Origin of the sequence: Vibrio sp. 10N.286.55.E10 (assembly GCF_002872555.1) — a bacterium.
GTDB lineage: Bacteria > Pseudomonadota > Gammaproteobacteria > Enterobacterales > Vibrionaceae > Vibrio > Vibrio crassostreae.
Map to the genome: position 1 here is coordinate 131,907 of NZ_MCSD01000046.1, position 20,448 is coordinate 152,354.

The 20,448-nt window shown below is 43.6% G+C and carries 18 protein-coding genes; 11 read left to right on the top strand and 7 right to left on the bottom strand.

The genetic code is table 11. The features are described from left to right. Positions 1 to 2 precede the first annotated feature (2 nt). Entirely contained in the window at positions 3 to 1,622 is a 1,620-nt protein-coding gene (locus BCV39_RS19455; protein WP_102433222.1) for a M91 family zinc metallopeptidase, read from the top strand. Between the two features lie 194 nt (positions 1,623 to 1,816). After that, positions 1,817 to 1,999 carry a hypothetical protein gene (locus tag BCV39_RS19460; protein ID WP_102433221.1) on the top strand — a complete coding sequence of 61 codons (183 nt, stop codon included), beginning with the start codon at positions 1,817 to 1,819 and terminating at the stop codon, positions 1,997 to 1,999. Positions 2,000 to 2,272: 273 nt separating this feature from the next. On the opposite strand, the gene BCV39_RS19465 is transcribed toward BCV39_RS19460, so the two are convergent. Continuing rightward, positions 2,273 to 2,794 carry a DUF2058 domain-containing protein gene (locus BCV39_RS19465; protein ID WP_004734880.1) on the bottom strand — a complete coding sequence of 174 codons (522 nt, stop codon included), beginning with the start codon at positions 2,792 to 2,794 and terminating at the stop codon, positions 2,273 to 2,275. 402 nt (positions 2,795 to 3,196) lie between these two features. Between BCV39_RS19465 and BCV39_RS19470 the strand changes: the two genes are divergently transcribed. Then, entirely contained in the window at positions 3,197 to 4,531 is a 1,335-nt protein-coding gene (locus BCV39_RS19470) for a sphingomyelin phosphodiesterase (protein ID WP_102433220.1), read from the top strand. Between the two features lie 39 nt (positions 4,532 to 4,570). After that, on the top strand, positions 4,571 to 5,521 hold the full coding sequence (locus tag BCV39_RS19475; RefSeq protein WP_102433219.1) for a chromosome partitioning protein ParA: 951 nt from the start codon (positions 4,571 to 4,573) through the stop codon (positions 5,519 to 5,521). A 24-nt stretch (positions 5,522 to 5,545) separates the two neighbouring features. Here BCV39_RS19475 and BCV39_RS19480 read toward each other — a convergent pair whose 3' ends face one another. After that, positions 5,546 to 6,580, bottom strand: coding sequence for an AraC family transcriptional regulator (locus tag BCV39_RS19480; RefSeq protein ID WP_102433218.1), 1,035 nt, complete (start codon positions 6,578 to 6,580; stop codon positions 5,546 to 5,548). 170 nt (positions 6,581 to 6,750) lie between these two features. Here BCV39_RS19480 and BCV39_RS19485 point away from each other — a divergent pair, with 170 nt between their 5' ends. Together BCV39_RS19485 and BCV39_RS19490 are read left to right on the top strand one after the other, a co-directional pair. After that, entirely contained in the window at positions 6,751 to 7,764 is a 1,014-nt protein-coding gene (locus BCV39_RS19485) for a DUF2804 domain-containing protein (RefSeq protein WP_102433217.1), read from the top strand. A gap of 52 nt (positions 7,765 to 7,816) precedes the next feature. Continuing rightward, the gene (locus BCV39_RS19490) at positions 7,817 to 8,665 is read left to right on the top strand and encodes a sterol desaturase family protein (RefSeq protein ID WP_102433216.1); all 849 of its coding nucleotides are present in this window, start codon (positions 7,817 to 7,819) and stop codon (positions 8,663 to 8,665) included. Positions 8,666 to 8,720: 55 nt separating this feature from the next. Here BCV39_RS19490 and BCV39_RS19495 read toward each other — a convergent pair whose 3' ends face one another. After that, positions 8,721 to 10,550 carry a ricin-type beta-trefoil lectin domain protein gene (locus BCV39_RS19495; RefSeq protein WP_102433215.1) on the bottom strand — a complete coding sequence of 610 codons (1,830 nt, stop codon included), beginning with the start codon at positions 10,548 to 10,550 and terminating at the stop codon, positions 8,721 to 8,723. A 281-nt stretch (positions 10,551 to 10,831) separates the two neighbouring features. On the opposite strand from BCV39_RS19495, the gene BCV39_RS19500 reads away from it, so the two are divergent. After that, the gene (locus BCV39_RS19500; protein WP_102433214.1) at positions 10,832 to 11,578 is read left to right on the top strand and encodes an ADP-ribosyltransferase; all 747 of its coding nucleotides are present in this window, start codon (positions 10,832 to 10,834) and stop codon (positions 11,576 to 11,578) included. 50 nt (positions 11,579 to 11,628) lie between these two features. Here the strand turns inward: BCV39_RS19500 and BCV39_RS19505 are convergent, their stop codons facing one another. Genes BCV39_RS19505 through BCV39_RS19520 form a run of 4 tightly spaced genes read right to left on the bottom strand, consistent with a single transcriptional unit; the run spans position 11,629 to position 15,765 of the window. Further along, a complete protein-coding gene (locus tag BCV39_RS19505; protein WP_102433213.1) occupies positions 11,629 to 14,079 on the bottom strand; it encodes a carboxypeptidase-like regulatory domain-containing protein in 2,451 nt (816 codons plus the stop codon). Positions 14,080 to 14,133: 54 nt separating this feature from the next. Next, entirely contained in the window at positions 14,134 to 14,844 is a 711-nt protein-coding gene (locus BCV39_RS19510; protein ID WP_102433212.1) for a molecular chaperone, read from the bottom strand. Continuing rightward, complete coding sequence (locus BCV39_RS19515) at positions 14,841 to 15,278, bottom strand: DUF4402 domain-containing protein (protein ID WP_102433211.1); 438 nt, start codon at positions 15,276 to 15,278, stop codon at positions 14,841 to 14,843. The genes BCV39_RS19510 and BCV39_RS19515 overlap by 4 nt, the downstream gene beginning before the upstream one ends. A gap of 52 nt (positions 15,279 to 15,330) precedes the next feature. After that, positions 15,331 to 15,765, bottom strand: coding sequence for a DUF4402 domain-containing protein (locus BCV39_RS19520; protein ID WP_017104493.1), 435 nt, complete (start codon positions 15,763 to 15,765; stop codon positions 15,331 to 15,333). An 884-nt stretch (positions 15,766 to 16,649) separates the two neighbouring features. On the opposite strand from BCV39_RS19520, the gene sbcB reads away from it, so the two are divergent. From sbcB to cdd, 4 genes are all read left to right on the top strand, one after another. After that, positions 16,650 to 18,074, top strand: a complete 1,425-nt coding sequence (sbcB, locus tag BCV39_RS19525; RefSeq protein ID WP_102431774.1) for an exodeoxyribonuclease I — start codon at positions 16,650 to 16,652, stop codon at positions 18,072 to 18,074. 24 nt (positions 18,075 to 18,098) lie between these two features. Further along, positions 18,099 to 18,467, top strand: a complete 369-nt coding sequence (locus BCV39_RS19530) for a CidA/LrgA family protein (protein WP_102431773.1) — start codon at positions 18,099 to 18,101, stop codon at positions 18,465 to 18,467. 5 nt (positions 18,468 to 18,472) lie between these two features. After that, positions 18,473 to 19,150 (top strand): LrgB family protein, encoded by a 678-nt coding sequence (locus BCV39_RS19535; RefSeq protein WP_102431772.1) that lies wholly within the window; start codon positions 18,473 to 18,475, stop codon positions 19,148 to 19,150. 286 nt (positions 19,151 to 19,436) lie between these two features. Further along, positions 19,437 to 20,324, top strand: coding sequence for a cytidine deaminase (cdd, locus tag BCV39_RS19540; RefSeq protein WP_048664862.1), 888 nt, complete (start codon positions 19,437 to 19,439; stop codon positions 20,322 to 20,324). The last annotated feature ends 124 nt before the right edge of the window (positions 20,325 to 20,448 follow it).

Sequence of the window (20,448 nt, forward strand, 5' to 3'; positions counted from 1 at the left end):
CTATGAAACATAACATTACACGAATCTTCTTGGTCTTGTTGCTGATCATTAATTCAAGCGGTGCATTTGCTGGAAAAGGTTCTGAATTTGGACTCTTTTATGATGATCCAGACGGCGTAAAAGTCATCGAAGGATACAATTCCACGGCTTATGGAAACCTCTATCGCATGTCCAGAAATCTATACGTGCAAACCAAGAGTGACGCCTACCTTGCAGACATGAGCGTGTTAATTCGCAACCTGCAACTATCGCCAACAGGGCGTGAGATTTTGCGACAAATCGCGACCTACGAACCAGTAAATGCACCCGATGATGCTGTTGAACCGTTAGTTGAACATACGGTTGGAGTCGATCAATCAAAGGCCACTGTTGTCACTGTGATCAGGGAGCCTGAAGGCCCAGGCCGACTATTCGAGACAGTACCTTCGATATTCGAAGATCAACAAAAAGCTTCACTGGCATGGCAACGACAATTCAATGGTAAAGGTGTATCGAATACAATACTCTTCTCCACCACAGAAATGGTTAACATTCCAGGAAAGAACACACCATTTGATCAAACTGTCGCTTTAGGACATGAGCTCATCCACGCTCGAGACTTTGCTTCTGGCGCTGTTCCACAAGGCAGTACACCTTTGTCTCATCGACATCCCGACACCAACCAAATCACAGAATATGTCATTCCGAATTATGAGTACCAAACGACAGGAATTACACACTACAACAATGCTGAAAATGGGCGAGATCCTGTAACGGAAATCAGTAGTGCCAGACAATCAATGATCACCCTTCGCGAAGAGATGTATTTCCATTGGAAAGCACTGGGACAAGAAAAGGCTAAGGCGTATTTAAAAAATGAAAAAGTAGTGAGCGAGTTTCATTTGGCTGATGATCTAGGAAAAACGAAGCGCAATACTTATTGGCCAAAAGATCACTACGACTATCAACCCTATGCCCTTGAAACTAGACCATCTGCAACACCTCAGCATGCCCCTAAATGGGATACCGTAGAAGGAAAGCAAGCTCATATAGAAGTTAAACAAGCACTCCAAAAGTCATTAAGTGAAGGGAACAAGCCAGCGATTGTTATCGTTGACGCTACCGAACAGCGTCTTTCTCAAAGCCTGCAAAACTCGCCAGCGCTTACACGAAGAGGCCTTAGTAACCAAAGTTCCATTTTAAAATACGCAGCTCAGAACGACATTAAAGTGGTCAACCTATACAGTGCCGCGAATGAAACGCCACTGGGCTCGCTAAAGAAACGGAAAAAGAACCTGCTGTATCGAGCAATTTCCGGCCAAAGAACAGGCGAGACACAAGGTTATCGAGATGTTCAGTACAACGAAGGCAACCAAACAGCCCTAACCTCGGCACTGGAAGACAATGACGAAGTGTTAGTGATGGCCTACTCTGACGGCAAAGTAACAACCAATATTATCGACAATCTTTCAGAAAACATGCAAAAACAAGTAGTGGTATCGCGATACGCTAACTTGGATTACCAGCCATCAAACCTCAGCGCAGAAGAAAGCACTGCCTGGAAATCGCTAGGAAGAAAAGACAATGTAAGAATGCTTGGAGGTGGCAGTCGCTCTCGCTTCAATATATGTAGCATCCAATAAAAAAGGCTTAAAAAGCCAGTTTGCCATCAATAAACGTCGTATACAACTGGCCCTTTGTTAGTGATTAACCGCAATAGCAAAGGGCTGGTTTATGACAAATAAACCCGTTGCGTGACTTAAAAATGAAATCACAACGAAACAAAAGTTTGAGTTAATGGGGCCGGTTATACACTGGGATTCCATCAGGAGGATCTATGAAACACTGCCCATCTTGTTCAACTGAACTGGTCGCAAGAGACGATGTACAAATTTGCCCACGCAATGAAATCGGCGACTGCTATTTTGATGGTTATGAGCAATATCAGCTCGAATATCATCAGTTTAAAAACAACCAACAAGACTCAACGTTCGACATCGTAGACATTGTTGCCGATTAGCAGGCCAAAGCCTTAGTCGGTAACCTACTTACCTACTTATCTACTTATCTACTTATCTACTTATCTACTTACCTACCAGTAAAGCGGTCGTAAGTGAGACACTGGCAATGAATTATTTCTCAAATATAGAGACACGACCGGTTCAGATGAGCCCGTAAATAATTCTATGCAGTTGCCAACATTGAAAAAGCCCCGATGCAAGACGCATCGGGGCTTTTAATACTTCTTCACGCCACAAGTAATTGACGAATTAGATAGCGGTTTAGTCGAGGACTACCACATTAGATCATCAGGGATCACGAAGTCTTTGTATGGGTCATCTTCGTCTACTTCATCTGAGCTTGAAGCTTGAGTATCAACGATAGATTCTTCGTCACGCATCGCGATCTTGTTCGCTACTGCAGTAGGGATAACAACATAGCTTTCGCCTTGACGCGCGATACTTAAGATACCTTTACTGAGTTGCTTTTGAGTCAGATCTTCTACGTAAAGATATTTAACTAGCGTACCATCGGTGAAGTTGTATTTGATCTCACCATTCTTCTGTTCGATCTTGTTCATCTCAATCAGTTGCTTCACTTGAGCTTTAATTTCTTTGCTCAACTGTTGTTCTTTCAACTGTTGGTTTAACTCTTTGTCTTTCGCTTGCTGCGCCAGTTTAGTTTCTTCTGCTGCCGCTTTTGCTTCACGAGACTGAACGCGAGACTTTTTAGAGCCCTTCTTCGCCTTCTTTAATTTTTTCTCATTTACCAAGCCAGCTTTAAGCATTTGCTCTTGGAGTGTTAACTTTGCCATGACTTTCCCAGTTCAGGATTAAAAACGACACTATCATACCTGTTTTTGAGGAATCTGTTTACTGAACAATGGCAAAATTTATGCTGATAGAGCAAGGCGGTTAGCGTTATCCCTTATCGTGATTCACAGCATCCATTTCTGGTTATTTCCCGACCTATGATTTCCACGAAAACACACCACTAGTGACTTAGCCTTAAATCCAAATCGTTCTTCTGTTTGTTAGCGTGCGCGCGTATCACTTATCATTCCGACAAAGCAATATGTTAATTATCAATGAGTAATCGAATTTATAAAACTATGGCATATATCTAATATTTGGATAATTCTGATAGAGTTATAACTCCAATGTCATAACTCTTTACTACGTTATTCTTTAAACCAATCAGTAAGGATAACGTGAAAATGAAAACTCAATGGACTTGCCTGAGTGCATTACTTGTATCAGCTTCATTCATCTCAACCTCGGCTATTGCAGATACCGATGTGTACCTGACCAACAACACCAACCAAGTGATGACGATTCAAACCATTCATACTGGTACCGACCTACTTCAGTTAGGTGATGAGTGGCAGCAACATGTTGAACAAATTGGCCCGTGGGAAACCAAAAAGCTGATAAGTTTCAACCGCTGGACAGGCGTGAAGTCCGGTAAGACATACGAGTTTGACACAGTAGTCTCAAATTCTATTGGGGAGAGCGTCACACTTAATCAAATCATGGAAGGACATTGGTACAACTCAACACTGCAACACGGTTTGAGCGCAGCAGACGTCGACTTAACACTGCATGATGATCGTAATATTCACCGTAATTCAACCGATGCTTTTGATGTGAATACGGAGCTTGCCTCCAAAGCTGATAGCACCGCTCGCTACGATGATATTTACTATACCATCACCCCAGAGAAAATCGATGAGCAACCAGAGCCAGATGCCAACATATTGAAAGTGATGACCTACAACATTTGGGCTCTACCCGCTATCGCTTCGCACATCGGCGATCGTTACGACCTCATCCCTCAATACGTTAAGGGCTACGACGTATTGGCGCTTCAAGAAGTGTTTGCCAACGGACGAGATGAGTTCCTGCGTGAACTGGCAAAAGAGTATCCTTACCAAACTAAAATGCTCGATAAAGAAGGCATCAACATCTACGACGGTGGCGTGATCATTGTGAGCCGCTATCCTATCGTCAACGAAGCACAATACGTATTCCCTGATTGTACGGGCACAGATTGTTTCGCTGACAAAGGGGTGAATTACGCTGAGGTCATCAAAAACGGTCAGGCTTACCACGTGTTCGGTACTCACACCGCTTCGTTCGATACGGACACAGCGCGTGACTATCGTCAGCGTCAATTTAGACAGATGCGTGAACTCGCTCAATCACTGAATATACCAACCTCAGAAACGGTGATTTACAGCGGCGATTTCAACGTGAACAAGCTTAAGTTCCCAAGCGACTACCAACAGATGTTCGCCAACCTGCAAGCCGCCGAGCCTGATTACTCCGGTTATACCGCTTCAACTTTTGATCCTCGCATCAATAACTTTGCGGGTGCACCTATGTCGGGTGGTGAGAACGTCGAATACTTGGATTACGTGGTGGTGAGTTCAGAGTATGCACAAAAAGCTCACAACAATAACCGCGTTGATGTTCCTCGCTCAACCAGCAGTGAATTATGGAAGCACTACAACCTTTCAGACCACTTCCCTGTTAGTGCTGTCATCAAGTAGCGCGGTGAACGGATAATGCATCGAGTTATATTAATCCTAATGCTCGTCGCGGTGACGAGCATTGTTGGCTACTCATGGTCATCAAAATCAATTGAAACACCGCAATCTTCTGTTCAACACACAGAAGCAAAAAAGCACGTTTCTAAAACAATTGAGGACAATAGTCCCACATCAAAGACGGCAAGCTTTTCAGACAATCCCGTTTCGCAAGGTAAACAAGTCCAAACTGAAAACCTGCACGGAAAAGTATATGCAGAAGACCTAATTGAACTTGAAGGTAAATCGCTGCTGAATGAACTCGATAAGTTTTGGACGCTTTGCCAACAAGTGGGCAATTGCACTGAACAACTCGCGCAGTTGAAATCTAAATTACCGATAGAATGGTTTGAACTATTAAGTGATTACCCCAAGCTATCTACTGATTGGCAAGTAATGGAAAGCACAATTCCACTTGAGTCCGTTGACTCTTTGGAAGCGCGTGTTGAGCTGTTTAAGCAGTCTGCACAAGAGGTTTGGGGAGAGTTAGCCCACCAGCTATTTGCCGATCAATTTGCGCATCTGAACTTTACGCTCAGAGCAAACACGCTTGAGGAAGTTGAGCCCACAGAATTTATCTCACACTACCAAGATTTACTCGCTGAGTGGGCAAACAAAACAGGGACATTAAATGCAGAGACTCCGGCTCAAAAATACGAGCTTGCTGTCTCACTGCTGCCAAACAGCTACAGTTCTGCCGAGCTAGCGACCATCAAAGTTGAACTTCAAGAGACATATTTAGATGCAGCACAGGCCGATAATATCGCCGCGCGTGAACAACAAGTGGTGCAACAACAGCAGACGGTGATGACTTATCACGACCAACTTGATCAATTAAAATCGAGCTTAGACTCTCAACGCTCTGCAAGTCATGCCAATTGGGATACTCAGGAATGGAACAGTTACTATCAACAACAAGTAACTGAATTTCGTGAGCAGTTCTTCAGGAAATAAAGAGAGACAAAAGTTATAACCAGATTAAGTGAGGCCTTTACGAAACTGCGCCGGTGTTTTATTTAGCCAGCTTTTGAATGCTCGTCTAAAATTAGCGGGGTCGCTATACCCTAGCCTTTCGCCAATTTCATCGATACTCATTGCTGTGCCGAGTAACAACTCTTTGGCTAACTCGACCCGGACTTCAGTAAGTAAGGCTTGATAACTGGAATTATGAGAAACCAGTTCTCGTCTGAGTGTGCGAGAGCTGCAACCAAACTCGACGGCGAGTTGCTCTATAGTTGGGAAGCTACCTGCTGTTTGATAAAAGATCGTTTTGATCTGATCAGTTAATAGGTGCTCAGAGTCCAGCGTTTCGACTATAGACTGGCAAGACGCAAGATAGCGCTTCAGTGTCGCGGCATCATGAGTCAATAAGGTTTGTGATAAAACCGAGGCATCAAAACGCAGTTCACAATGGCTTTGCTCAAAAATCACAGGGCACTGGAAACGGTCGTCATAGAGCTTGGCGTAGTTAGGGCGAGCATAAGGCAAAGCCAAAGTATGAATATCCAATTCATGACCAGTCAGTTCTTTGAACAAAGAGACGATTGAACTTAAGAAATATTCACTGCAGAAAGGCAGGAGATCACCCACTTCCAAGGTGTTCTCAATCTGAATCACTGCTTGCTCGGAATCTAGAAACAATTTAACCGAGAATATAGGACCGTTCAGGCGCAGATATTTAAAGCCCGACTTGATGGCCTCCCCGACATTTTGACTGGTCGATAGCGCATAACCCAACACACCAAAGTGGCTCAAGCTAGCGTGGTCCCCCAGCCAAAGCCCTAAGCCATCGTGAGGAAAATTCTGGGTGGCCGCACTGAAGATGGACAGTTTATCCGCGTAAGTCAGCTTCCCATTTGGGTTTTGCCAATCTAGGCTATCTAACCCGGCACCAGCAAGTAGCACTTCAATATCCATGCCTCTTTGCGCCAGTGTATTCAGCAATAACACGACATCCAATGTTCCCAATTGGTGGCGATGCTCCGTTGGCATGTACTCTGCGATAATTTCCAACTAAATCCCCTTATACTGAGCCGATTCCCACGCTCATGACCATACAGATTCGATAACCCACACTGACAGAATCGTGATTGATAACCTGCTCTTGTCCGATTATGACCTCCCAATTTTACGTTACTCGTCGCACAATGCTGTTAATTGTTAAATTTATGTGAACCATCGCAATGATAAAAACAAATCCGGCTCCATACAGTTTGATTGATTCTAATGGTCAGCCGATCATTGGACATTTCGATGGCATCCCCAAACACCTGAACATCGAGAGCTTTGACTACCGAAACTCGATGGATTCAAAGGCAAACTCTTGGCAGAAGCACTTCCACTACAAACAATTCCAATTTGTCAGCATCGTCACCGACACACACATTATTGGTGTCGCTATCGCGGATATTCGCTACTTGGGCTCGGCATTTTGTTATCTGTACGATATTGAAAACAACCATCTAGAAGAGTCATCTTGGTTGAGGCCATTAGGGTTTTATAAACAAGTTACCGCTTCACCATTTGACGGCACGACAAACATTGCAGACCAAAGCATTACCTTTGAAATTGAAGGCGGACAATGGCAAGTTCGCTTGAATACCAAACTCATCAAGGCCGATATCGCTTTACAGCCTGAAGCCGACAGCTTGCCCTTGGCGATGTGCAGCCCAACCGGTTATTCAGGTTGGACTTACACCCAAAAGCACAATGCTTTGCGCATCAGCGGCGACATCCAAATCAAAGGAGAATCACTCGTTCTCGAACAAGCTCGTGCCGGTTATGACTTTTCAGCGGGCTACATGAGACGTGAAACCAGTTGGCGCTGGGCAAGCATCAACACGCAATCCAATGGCACAGATATTGGCCTAAACCTCGCGGCGGGCGTGAATGAAACCGGTACTTGTGAGAACGTATTGTGGGTTGATGGCTCTAGACACCTACTTAACCCTGTGCACTTTATGTTTAACCGAGATGATATCGACCGACCTTGGACAATCACATCGCAAGATGGGCGCATCAACCTGACGTTTACCCCTATTAACCAACGCAGTGAAAAGCTCAATTTATGGGTACTTAAAAGTAACTTCCGTCAGTTCATCGGCCACTTTTCAGGTTCAATTCAAGACAACGATGGGAGCATCCATCAGCTAGAGAATGTGCTTGGTCTTACCGAAGATCATTTCGCACGCTGGTAGCGCACCTAGTCACGAAGCAAAAACAAAAAAGGAACAGGAACAGGAACAGGAAATGGATATCGACTCACTGATCAATCACCCAGAATGGCTACTGCTTGTGTTAGCTCCGTTGTTCATGATCTGTATGTTGGCCGAGTATTTCATTGGTCAAAAGCAAGGTCGATTACCCGACAATTCGAGTTATAAATTGTCTGAAGTGCTCTGTAACTTTACGTTGGCGGGTATGCACCAGCTCTCCGATTTGTTAACCGGATTACTGATTGTTCAGCTGTATCTTTGGTTATTCGGCTGGCACTTAATGGATATCGAAATGGGCGTACTGAGTTTCATTGTTTTGATGGTTCTGCAGGATTTTTTCTATTATTGGTTCCACCGTGCAAGTCATAGAGTCCGTTGGATGTGGGCGGCACACGTGGCACACCATAGTTCAGAAAGCATGAACTTCAGTACGGCTTTCCGTCAGAGTTTAATGTACCCATTTGCAGGCATGTGGTTATTTTGGGTGCCTTTAGTCATCATAGGCTTTGACCCTAAATGGGTGATATTTGTGGTGCTTTTAAATCTCGGTTTACAGTTCTTTGTGCACACCCAATGGATAAGAAACCTAGGCCCATTCGAATACATTTTTAACACACCCTCTCACCACCGTGTACATCACGGCAGAAACCCGCAATACATAGATAAAAACTACGCTGGTGTTCTTATCATCTGGGATAAGCTATTCGGTACCTTCGAACCTGAAATCGAAACAGTGCGTTACGGCGTCACCAAGCCTGTAAACAGTTTTAACCCGATAACGGTGACCTTTCAAGAGTGGAGAGCTATATGGACAGACCTCAAGAATACACAGCTCTCGCGAATGCAGAAAATCAAACTGATGTTTTCCCCGCCTTCCGATTAACATCTGCAAGTTGATAGAATAAAAAAGCCCGCATAACGCGGGCCATCAATTCAGTTTATTTCCAACGCCACTGGCTACCGTTGATATCAGCACCCACCAGCCAAGTACGATCATTCCATTTCAGGGAGTTCGCCAAACCATTCTTCAGCTGGCCATTATCCCAACGCCATTGTTGAGTCTCGTGATTACGGCACTCCTCTAAACTGATATCTATGCCATTTTGGTCAAGGCAAATATCCGGTGCCGCTTTGTTGATCAACTTTCCATCCACATTCATTTTCCACTTTTGATTGTCCCCATCGTGACAACTCCAACCATAAATGAGTAAGCCTGAATTAGAGCCAGCAACTTCGGCATCCAGACATTTCAATCCATCTTCTGAATCAGTAACAATACCTCGCCATTCATCATCGGACTGAATACCGCTCGACGCTTCAAACAAAGCGTTTACGACCGATGTTAGTGGTTGAGTACTGCGCGATGCTCTGCGAGCGTTATCTTGCCAAGATTGAGGAACGGGCTGTGTAATATCCCACTGACCTTGGCCATCGTAGTAAGACTTAGCCACCGCTTGAGGAGTGGGTGTCCATAAAAAATCTGGATGTCGATTCTGGTACCATTCGCCACCGATTGCGTTGCCATTCTGATCAAGTTCCAGATCGTAGTAATAAGTGACGTTGGTAATGCCATCGAAACGAGGCGAATCACTATCTCTATGAGTTGGAGATGTCTCAACCACATAACTGACTACCATCTGAACCCCAACCACACTTTGAGCATTTGAAGAGCGGTAATTAGAAAACCTGTCTTTACGGTAATCCTGCAAATCAATGGTTACTGCTGATGGTTGAGAAGCTGTTTGGTTCGTTTCTGGGTTAAAATAGGTCACCTTGTAGCCAACAACGGGCTGATTCCAAACTTGATAATCATAGGTTGCGTCCATGATTAAGCTTCGCTTGGAAATGCCCAATTGATTTACGATAGATAGATGCCAACTTGCTGGATTTGTATCCGCGCAATTTGGATCAATAACACGCCCATTTTCGTCTCTCATTGGATCTTTTATGTTGCAGCGCCCACCAATAAAACGAGAATTAAACGGCGCTTCAGACCATAGCAATGTCCCGAGTGCTTTAATATCTGACGGGTAGAAAGTAAGGAGCTCACCATTTGCGTCAGGTACAATCAACGATTGCTTTGGTCGTGGAAGCATATATGCTGCGGGGGCCCATCCGTGACAAAGCCCCATCCAACGCTCCACATGTCCACGAGACTCATAATACCGCTTGCCAGAATCCCACGAACGTTGAGTCAGAGTGAAATCCCCATCTCCAACCAGAAGATCGTACTTTTCTGCTGGCGACAGGTCATCACGGTCTTGACCCTGATAGAACGCTAAGGGCTTTTGCGTATTACTAAAATCGAAATACGCATTCCAATTATTCGCTCTAAGTTCCTTATCTGCATAACGCCAAGCGAGTGCACCAGAATACAAAGGCCAATACGTATCTGACCACGGCTGAACATCGAGTCGTGTTTGATTTGGAGCCACTTGAGACAATTGGTTTAAATTGCGAATTAGACCATTCCCAGAGTCAACTAAACGAGCAGGGTTATCGTTTTGTTGAATCGGTGATAATAAAAATTCTGATATTCCCGAATTTATCTCTCCCCTTCTAATTATGGATTCTCTCATCAAGTCTCGGTGACTACTCATAAATTCAGAATTCTTGGAAAAGATAACATGGCCACTTTTTTCAGGAACAGCATCCATAACCGCCTCGGGCGAACCATGAAACGCCTCCATGAAATCGGTTACTTGTGAATCACTAGCGGCTACAGCATATGGGAGCATCGCTGACAATAAAGTTACGATCGTTTTCATTAAAATTTCTACTCACTCAGTTACTATCATTAGTGATAATAATTACCATTAACAGGACAAGGTAAGCAGAATGGTTCGCTTTAAGGGATAAATCAATTTCACGATCGTGCCAGTAAATAAAACTGTGATTCGCTTTCAAATAACACGTCCAATTATCTTCTTTACTAATTAGAGCGTAAATTATCTATAAATAATCAGGTAGATACGGAATATTTATTATTAAACAGAGGGCATATCACATATAATAGAAAGCTATTAATACAACAATTATAATTACTAAAATGAAGAATTTGCACATTCGCTACTTACTTGCCCTTTGCCTTACGGCGATACCTTTTACTTCTCTTGCTGAACTCAAATATAACGCTGAGTTCTATAGTGCCGATAACATTGAAGCCATTATTGAAGATATGTCCGACCCAGGAATTGAATCGAATTATGGGGACTTTGCTAAGATTCGATCGCAGCTTTATCAGCAAGCAGGAATGCAAAATCAAGAGCTGAGCTATAGTGAGATCGAAGCCTTAGAAAGGTATCAATACGATGCTTACCAGCCAATAAGAAGGGGCTTAGCACAAGGTAGGATGGATGAGGAAACAGAATCGTTAGTGAAAGAAATCGATTCTGCGTTCAAAAATGGCATCAAATACCAAGGGACGGTTTTTCGCGGTGAGAGCTTACTCTCTCCTTATGGATCGAACGTAAAGGTTGGAGATATCGTCAGCCCCTCTTCCTACTTATCGACGTCTATCTCGAAAACATCCTCTTATACTTTTCATAATGGGCAACTTTCGCGCTTTGAGCTCAATCTTGGTCAACACGGTATCGTGATACCCACGGTGCGCGATGATGAACTAGAAGTACTCATTAATAGAAACTCTCTGTTTGAGGTCACTGCTATCAATACCACGCCGGAGGGAAATCAGGTGATCTATCGTGAAATGTCAGCAGAACAAGTCGGCATGCGCCCTATAAAAGATCTCCATTCAGGAGAAACCCTCACGGTAGCGGAAGCCTGCGTCTACTAGTGAGCGTTAAGATAAAGGCTGAGAACATCGATTCTCAGCCTCAACTAGCATTAATAGACCTTATGAAAGTCGATCAGCTGGAATGTTAAGTCGCTTACCCAAAAGTCACCATCTAAGTCGGCACCTTGCACGTATCTTTTATCGCCCATCTCTAGGGTAATAATATATTTTCCAGCGATTAATCCTTCTACCATGTAAAAGCCGTCACTCTCTATTTCGCTCGAATATTCCGTACCTTTTTGTATGTGTTTGAAGTGTAAATATGCGTTATCTTCCAGCGTTCCCTCTACTGTGCCGTCAACGCCAAATGAAACCACCATTTCGATATGAGCATGGGTCAACCCGACTTGTTTAGTATTCACAAATACAGGGTTCTGAATCGGTGTTAAGTTAAGGTCAAGCGCACCTTCATCGATATAGATAGGCAGATTGTCGCGCGCGGGAACACTTGAGAATTCGAAGCGCCCTTTTGAATCGCTCACCGCACGTTGGTCCAGTATTTGTAAGCTCACACCCGCGATAGGCTGCTTGTGGTGATCATAAACAATTCCCGTCAGCTTAGAATGATTGTATTTATTCCACTCAACGAACTCGCCTATGTTCTTATCAAAATAGGTTTTCGCGCCAAATTCAGTGGTCACCTCAACACCATAACGGTCTTCGTTTCCTTCCAATTTGAAGAGCAGATAAGGGTTCACACGCGCTTCTAGAGAAGCCGAAAATGACACCTCTTGCTTTTGATATCTTGCGGACACATTAGTCGTAAGTTCTTGAAAAGCATTAAGTGGGTCCAATATGCACTCTTTGCACGCGTTCCTTAACGAAAACTCGGTTCGTTCATGGTGTCCAGAGCCATTCACTGTGCCCGAGACATTCCAAGATGTGTCTGAAAATCCGCTCTTGGCTAACCCTATTGTGTGTAGATAATCGTCTTTATGGGAGCTCTTGATATAACGATAGTCTCCAGCATAAGAGAGAAACAGATTACTCGACACCTTGGCGTTCACTTTTGGCTCGACACTCAGCTCATCTTCGTCGTCTCTCACCGTTAAAAAGGCCGTCAGATTTGCAAGCGAAGAGTTGTATTTGAATACGTCATATTCCATTGACTCTGAATCCAGTTCATCGGTTTTATTGAGCTCGATTGACGCAGATTGGTCGCTACCGAGTAAGATATCAAACTCCATTGGAAACCGATTAAAGTCAGGTAACCAACCGATATGACCTGCAAACCAATGTGTCGGTAAATATCGCCCTTGGAAACCAACCAAGTCTTTGCCATGTTGCCTCCTAAAAGCGCTACCCACAGTAAAGTAATCAGCAAGTCCATACTCCAAAGATACAGCACCCGCTCTGTCTGCACCTTCATTCCCGACTACCTGTACGCCCCACTCATTGCGTGGCAGAAATGCATCTTCTAAACCGGCAACGGTGATCTCTTCTTCCTGCCAGACTCCTTTCGATAAATAGTAGCGAAATTTAATGGTGTCACCAGGCGAGATGTTGTCTTCTTCAACAACAAAGCGTCCAAACTCATCAGAACGATACGTAGTTTGATAGATGCCATTAACCAACACATCGATGCTGATGTTCGGTTTAGTAGTACGTTCCAATTGTAAGTTGCCAAATTCGGGCTGACGCTTTCGATTGGTATAATAAAGCCCATCTTCGAGTGTTTGATTGACGGTAAATACGCTGCCATCTAACAGCACGTGCCCAATTTCAATTGAACCTTCTCCATCATGCGCCTCAACCGCAATGTTGTAATAGACGACAGGCTGATCTTCTCGCGAATCAATAGACAAGCGAGATAAGGAATGTTCGGTGCTTAGGATAGTGTCGGAAATGACGTAAACATCGCCGCCGGTTTCACTATCGTGGTAAACAGAAGCCGCCAATCTTGTTGCCAAACCCACGGTCGCAAGTGGCTCTATAACTGGAGTATTACTGGCACGCTTCAACTCTTCGGCTTTCTTACGGGATTCATTTTTGATCTTAGAGATCACTGCTTCCAACTCGGTTAACGAACTGAATTCCGGGGAAACGGTTAGCCGATAGTCATCAATGTCCCATCGGATTTTGGCAGGGATACAGGCTTGTAAGCTGTACCAGTGGATGTAGGTTTCTGAGTCAATCACTTCAAATTTGATCGACTGGATATTGTTGTCATCGCGATAACAAAGCGCTTGCTCAGTGTCAACAATATAAGGAGGTGACTCTCTGCCTACATCTTGTGGCAAGTAGATTTCGCAATAGCCGTTCTCATCGCACTGCCCATTCATCTCTAGCAGAGAAAACGCGGCATTTGATATCGAAATAAACGGCTCTTCGTAATCATCCATCATGACACGATAGAAACTATCACCGACTTGCCCTACTCGAACTTCGATATGAGCAGGATAAAGCTCAATCGCCTCACTTTCCCCTTCTGACTGCGAAAGAACGACAAATGGAAACAGTGAACAAAGCAAGGCAAATCGACAAGCCAAATGTTGAAACATGGATCTTGTCGTCACTCAGTTGAGCGCACAATCACTGGCAACACACAGTTCAAGCTACAGAACACATTCGTACAAAGGCTGGTCGTTCTGCACCAATGAAACCTTCGAGCCCTTTGGTAGCGGTTTGGTTAATTCTGCATTTCGAAGTAACACCACCTTTTCGCTGTGTTCGTCGACATTCAGTTTAGCGCTGAACTGGAAATTACCGTCATTCGTGATCTTGAGGTTCTGATCATCACATTGAAACTTCACATCTTGTACCTGCTCACCTTTTTGTACATAAACCGGGACATAACTGTTGATATGAAAGTTGAGTTTAAACGCAGAACCGTTGTTAGAACGAACCTTTCTGGATAAATCAGGCGGTGAGGCTTCAACAGCCTTCGCGATAGGCGAAAACCATAGGTAAGCTCGATATTCGCCATCTGGCATGTCGTCTGGCAATGCGTTCATGCGTAAGCGAACAGTGCGTCTTTGGTTGGGTTTCAATTCACGAATAATCGGCGGTGACACTTTAATCCAATCAGCGATATTTTCAGACTCAGCAATATTCGCGTCGGTACGAACTAACCCACTGGCCTTGACTGGTCGATAGATTGGTTTGATCTCCAATCGAATCGGTTCATCCGAATTGTTCTCCACCACGATTTTTTCCGTCACAGAGGTATCAGCATCTAAGACAAAACGAGTTGGAGCGATTAGGAGTTGAGCAGAGGCTTGTGCCGTGAAAAGTAAGCCGAGAACACATGAGATAAATAACTTCATTTATAATTAACCTCAAAAGGAATTGTACTGGTATAAACGCCAGCGGGATGATTAGCGCCGATTTTCACTCGTGCACCAATACACAGTAGTTTGCTTCTTCCATTGCCTTTGATTTTGGCTCTGCCTCGCTTTGATAAGCCGCAACCAAAATAGAACTTTTTAATACGAAGACGTTTGGATTTACGAGAATGGTTGAGGTACTGCTTAGAGGGGAGCGAAACCACGATCTTTTTACCAGGCTCGCCTTCAACATAAAATCGAACTACGTAAATCTGACTATTAGCCGGATTAGCATCAGCATTTTGCCCCGAGCCAGAGATATACATACCCGGAAATTTCACCTCCATATTTTCAGGAATGATTTCCAGAGCATGAAACGGGCTTGAATAAAACGTCAGACCGATATAAATCGCGTATTTGAATAGAAACTTCATCGTAAAAATGGCTGCTCTACAACAGCCAAAATATTATACTGATTTCATTTGATTACTGGTAAGTTACATCTACTGCAACGTTTGCAGTATAAGTACCAGCAACTAATGTTGCACTTGAAGTACGTGCTGTGCCACCAATATTAAGATCCGCACTACCACCAGTAAGAGTAATAGCGTTATTAAAGTCGAATTCTGCTGCAATCGTATTTACACCGTTAACTAAGTTAGTATCAGAAATACTTACTGTTACTGCATCACCAGACTCTCCTGAAAGCGTAAATGCCGCAGCTCCTGCATCACCTTGAGCGATAACAACATCTGTTGTGTTATCTGAAGTGATGATACCAAAATCAAGATCACTTGTTTTTGTCATCGTAATTGCTTGTTTTACTTCTAGTGTTGCATCAAAAGTGTCACTCACAGCGAAAACGTTCGCTGAAGAGATAGAAAGTGCAGAGACAGCAACAACCTTAAAAATTTTGTTCATTTCTTTAATCCTTTATATAAAATCGGCTTTATTATTAGGGTTACCTAATAGTTAATCAGAGTTAACAATTAAGTAACAGCAATCCTATTTAGAAAATATATACATTGACACTAATTTATAAAGAAATGAGGCGCAGTGAGAATAAGATCACGCAAATTGACACAAATAACACTAGAAAAAATAGTGGTATTTAGGTGTTTTTATTAATTATATATAAAACTGGTTTTACACTTAATCCCTTTAATTTTATACGTCATTATTTTTATAAAAAACGTTTTATTTAAAATGTCTGCACAATAAACAAAAGTAATAACCAAGCATTTTATTTAAATGAATCACTATATAGATCACCGTGTTGCAATATAGTCTCATAAATGAAACAAACCAGTATTAACATTGATCTGTAATAAAAATGAAATATTAAGTTTCTGTATTAGCCAGTTTAAACATAAGTTTTAAACAGTATTAAAAATGAGACACGTAGAACTATCCAACATGATTACCCCTACACTCATAAATACTCAATAAATCGTCAAAGCTAGTGAATTATATTGCCGAAAGACAACTAAATTGGGGAGAGCATTAGGCATGAAGATGTAACGGTTTAAACGGTCGTCTGATAGCTTAAACATCTGTACCTTGATAGTGACCCTGACTCTCCACCACCGCCGCTCATCTAAACCGTAAACAGGCAGAACCGTTACGAAGAAATCGCCACAATTCGATTCAAAAGCTTCCCTGTTGACTCGATTGAATAGTAAAGCACCGTTTTCCGGCAATTTATTTGTGATCTGGGTTGCACGCGTACCGCATACTATCAGATACTGAACAAAACTAACCTTCAGCCACAGTAAACGTCGTCCGCTTACTGTTCAGGAAATTCAATGAGTTCAGATAATCAGCCAACCTACTTCTTTTTCGATTACGAAACATGGGGCGTGAGCCCAGCGAAAGATCGTCCGAGTCAATTCGCAGGTGTTCGTACCGACCAAGATTTCAATGTTATCGGAGAACCTTTGGTTATCTACTGCCAACCTCCTGCTGATTATCTTCCTGCACCTGAAGCTGCGCTGATCACTCGCATCACACCACAAAAAGCCATGTCTCAAGGCTTACCTGAGCCTGAGTTTATCGCCAAGATTCATGCAGAGCTTGCAAAACCAAACACCACAAGCCTTGGCTACAACAGCATTCGATTCGATGACGAAGTAACGCGTTACACCTGTTACCGTAACTTCATCGACCCATATGCGTGGAGCTGGCAGAACGGCAACTCACGTTGGGATCTACTGGATGTAATGCGCGCTGTTCACGCACTGCGCCCTGAAGGCATTGTTTGGCCAGAGAATGAAGAAGGTTACCCAAGTTTTAAACTGGAACACCTATCTGTGGCAAATGGCATTGAACATGAGAACGCGCACGATGCGATGGCCGATGTTATCGCAACTATCGAACTCGCGAAAAAGCTGAAAGCCGCACAACCTAAGATGTTTGATTACCTCTACAACATGCGCCACAAGCGTAAGTTGAATGAGCTTGTCGACATCGTCAACATGACACCGTTAATGCACGTGTCAGGCATGTTTGGTCGTGACTGCAACTACACAAGTTGGATTGTTCCTATGGCTTGGCACCCGACCAACCAAAATGCCGTTATCGTTGTGGATTTAGCGAAAGATCCTAGCCCTTTACTGGAAATGGATGCGGATGAACTAAGAGAAAGGCTTTATACCAAGCGCAGCGAGCTTGCTGAAGACGAACTGCCAGTACCAATCAAACTGGTACAACTCAACAAGTGCCCTATTCTCGCGCCAGCAAAAACGCTCACCGCTGAAAATGCTGAAACGATCGGTATCGATCGTCAACAGTGTTTGAAGAATCTAGCCCTATTACGTGAACATCCAGAGATCCGTGAAAAACTGATCGGTTTATATTCACAAGAGCGTGAATACGAGAAAAGCAATGACGTAGACACACACCTTTACGACGGCTTCTTTTCACCAGCTGACAAGACCGCAATGAACATCATTCGCGAAACTGACCCAAATAACTTGGCAGCACTGGACATCACTTTTAGTGACGAACGCATTAAGCCTTTGTTGTTCCGTTACCGCGCTCGCCATTTTCCATGGACGCTAGACGAAGCTGAACAACTTAAGTGGGCTAACCACTGTCGTGAGTATTATGAGAGCCGTTTAGAAGATTACATGCTAAACCTTGAAAACCTCGCGCATGAACATGAAAGCGACGAGAAGAAAATGGCCATCTTGAAAGCGGTTTATCAGTACGTAGAAAAGTTAGCTAGTTAATTCATTATCAAGAGATGTGACACTTTGAAAGAAAGATTGATCAAACTCGTTTACTGCTTAATCTCCTTCACCTTAATCATAGGTGCTCTCACTGCAGGCAACGCGTTACAACAATATCTAGAGACCTCTATCCCAGGCAGTATCTTTGGCATGTTGATCCTATTTACTGCCATGGTGATAGGTATCGTCCCTTCACATTGGGTACAGCCCGGAGCCAGTCTGATTATTCGTTTGATGATCTTATTGTTCGTCCCAATCAGTGTTGGATTAATGGATCACTTCGACATGCTTATCGCCAATGCTTTGCCAATCATGGCAAGTGCAGTTGGCGGAACTCTGATCGTATTGGTGTCTCTATCATGGTTCTTAGACCGCTTGCTTTCGAGAGGTTAATAATCATGTGGATTCTACTGACCATCGCGGTGTTCCTGTTTGCTCGCTGGGTAAGCCAAAAAGTGAACTCACCACTGTGTAACCCGTTATTGATCAGCATTGGCATCATTATTCCAATTCTGTTGTTCTTCAAAGTCCCTTTCGAGACCTACTACGCAGACAACACTTGGATTACTTACATGCTTCAGCCTGCGGTTGTGGCGCTTGCTTATCCGCTATATGAACAGTTACCTCAAATTCGAGCGAACTGGCGCATCATCACCTTTGCTTGCACGCTGGGCAGTGTGATGTCGATGACAACAACAGCACTGATTGCGGTCGCCTTTAAAGCAGATCTGAGCCTAATTGCCAGCCTACTAGGTAAATCGGTCACTACACCTATAGCAATGGAAGTCTCAAGTCATTTAGGTGGTGAAGCGGCTATTGCTGCGATTCTGGTTTTGATTGTTGGTCTGTTTGGGGCAATTTTTGCTTACCCAATCTATAACCTGATTGGTATTAAGAGCCCAATCGCCAGAGGGTTAACAATGGGAACGGTATCTCACGCATTAGGTACTGCGACATGTGCTGAAAAGAATCAAGAAGATGCGGCATTCAGTTCTCTAGCGCTTGTTCTCTGTGGCGTCATTACCTCGATTATCGCACCGAGTATATTTTCGCTTGTAGTTTGGCTCTACTCTTAATCGAAACAATCACTACGCGATTCAGCCCAACCAGAATGCTGTTACTTACAGTGTCTGTTTGGGCTTTTTATTCGCATTTATTCAGCAAGAGCAGTCAAGTCACGGTCTTTTACGAGCAATAAGTGCGATATCAACTGTATAAATGGCTCTTGTAATCGATTTCAAGTGTGACCTCACTCTAATTATGCAAACCAATGTAACAACAACAATTCAATAGTGACCCTTGTCACAGAAAATTCCTGAGTATTGCATAAACTTAAAGCCTAAGGTCAATTAAGGATTCAACATGAACAGTCGTATTACCCTGGCGCTGGAAAGTGCTCCAACAGAAATCAAAGCACTTTTGAGTGACATCGTATTAGCAGACAACTTTGACGCGACATTGTCTCCAGAACAATTTGCTAGCTTACTGCAAGCAAGTGGTTTAGCGGATGACGAGCTACGTATTGCGCTACTTCCTTTTGCCGCAGCGTATTCTTACGCTCCGTTATCTGACTTTTATGTTGGTGCAATCGTGCGCGGTTTGTCTGGTACTCTGTATTTTGGTGCAAACCTTGAAATCGCCGGAGCTCAACTTGGTCAAACGGTTCACGCAGAGCAATCAGCAATCAGCCACGCTTGGATGAAAGGCGAACAAGGTATCTCAGATATCACGATCAACTTCAGTCCTTGTGGTCACTGTCGTCAATTCATGAACGAACTGACAACAGCAAAAGAACTTAAAGTTCAGCTTCCACAGCGTGATGAAATGTCTCTGCAGGAGTACCTGCCAGACTCGTTCGGCCCTGCAGACTTAGGTGTAACAACTGGCCTAATGACTAAGCTTGATCATAAGTACACGACCGAAGAAACAACGCCTATTGTTGTAGAAGCGCTAGCAGCACTAAACCGCAGCCATGCTCCTTACACCAAAAACCTAAGCGGTGTTTCACTACAACTAACATCAGGTGAGATCTTCACGGGTGCTTACGCAGAAAATGCTGCGTTTAACCCGAGCCTGCCCCCTCTGCAAGTGGCATTGATTCAACTTAAACTGGCGGGCTTCGATTTTGAACAAATTGAAAGTGCTGCTTTGGTTGAAATCGCAGAAGGTAGCATCAGCCACCTAGCGGATACGCAATCTACATTAGAAGCGATTAATCCCGACATTCCAGTGACTTACTTAGCAATCTAAGTACATCTAATTAACAAAAATTTAAATAAGCAGCCCTATTTAACAGGGCTGCTTTTTTTATATCTGTAATTAACGCAACAACTTGCGCAAACGTTTGCTTTTGTCATTGAAATAAGTATGATCA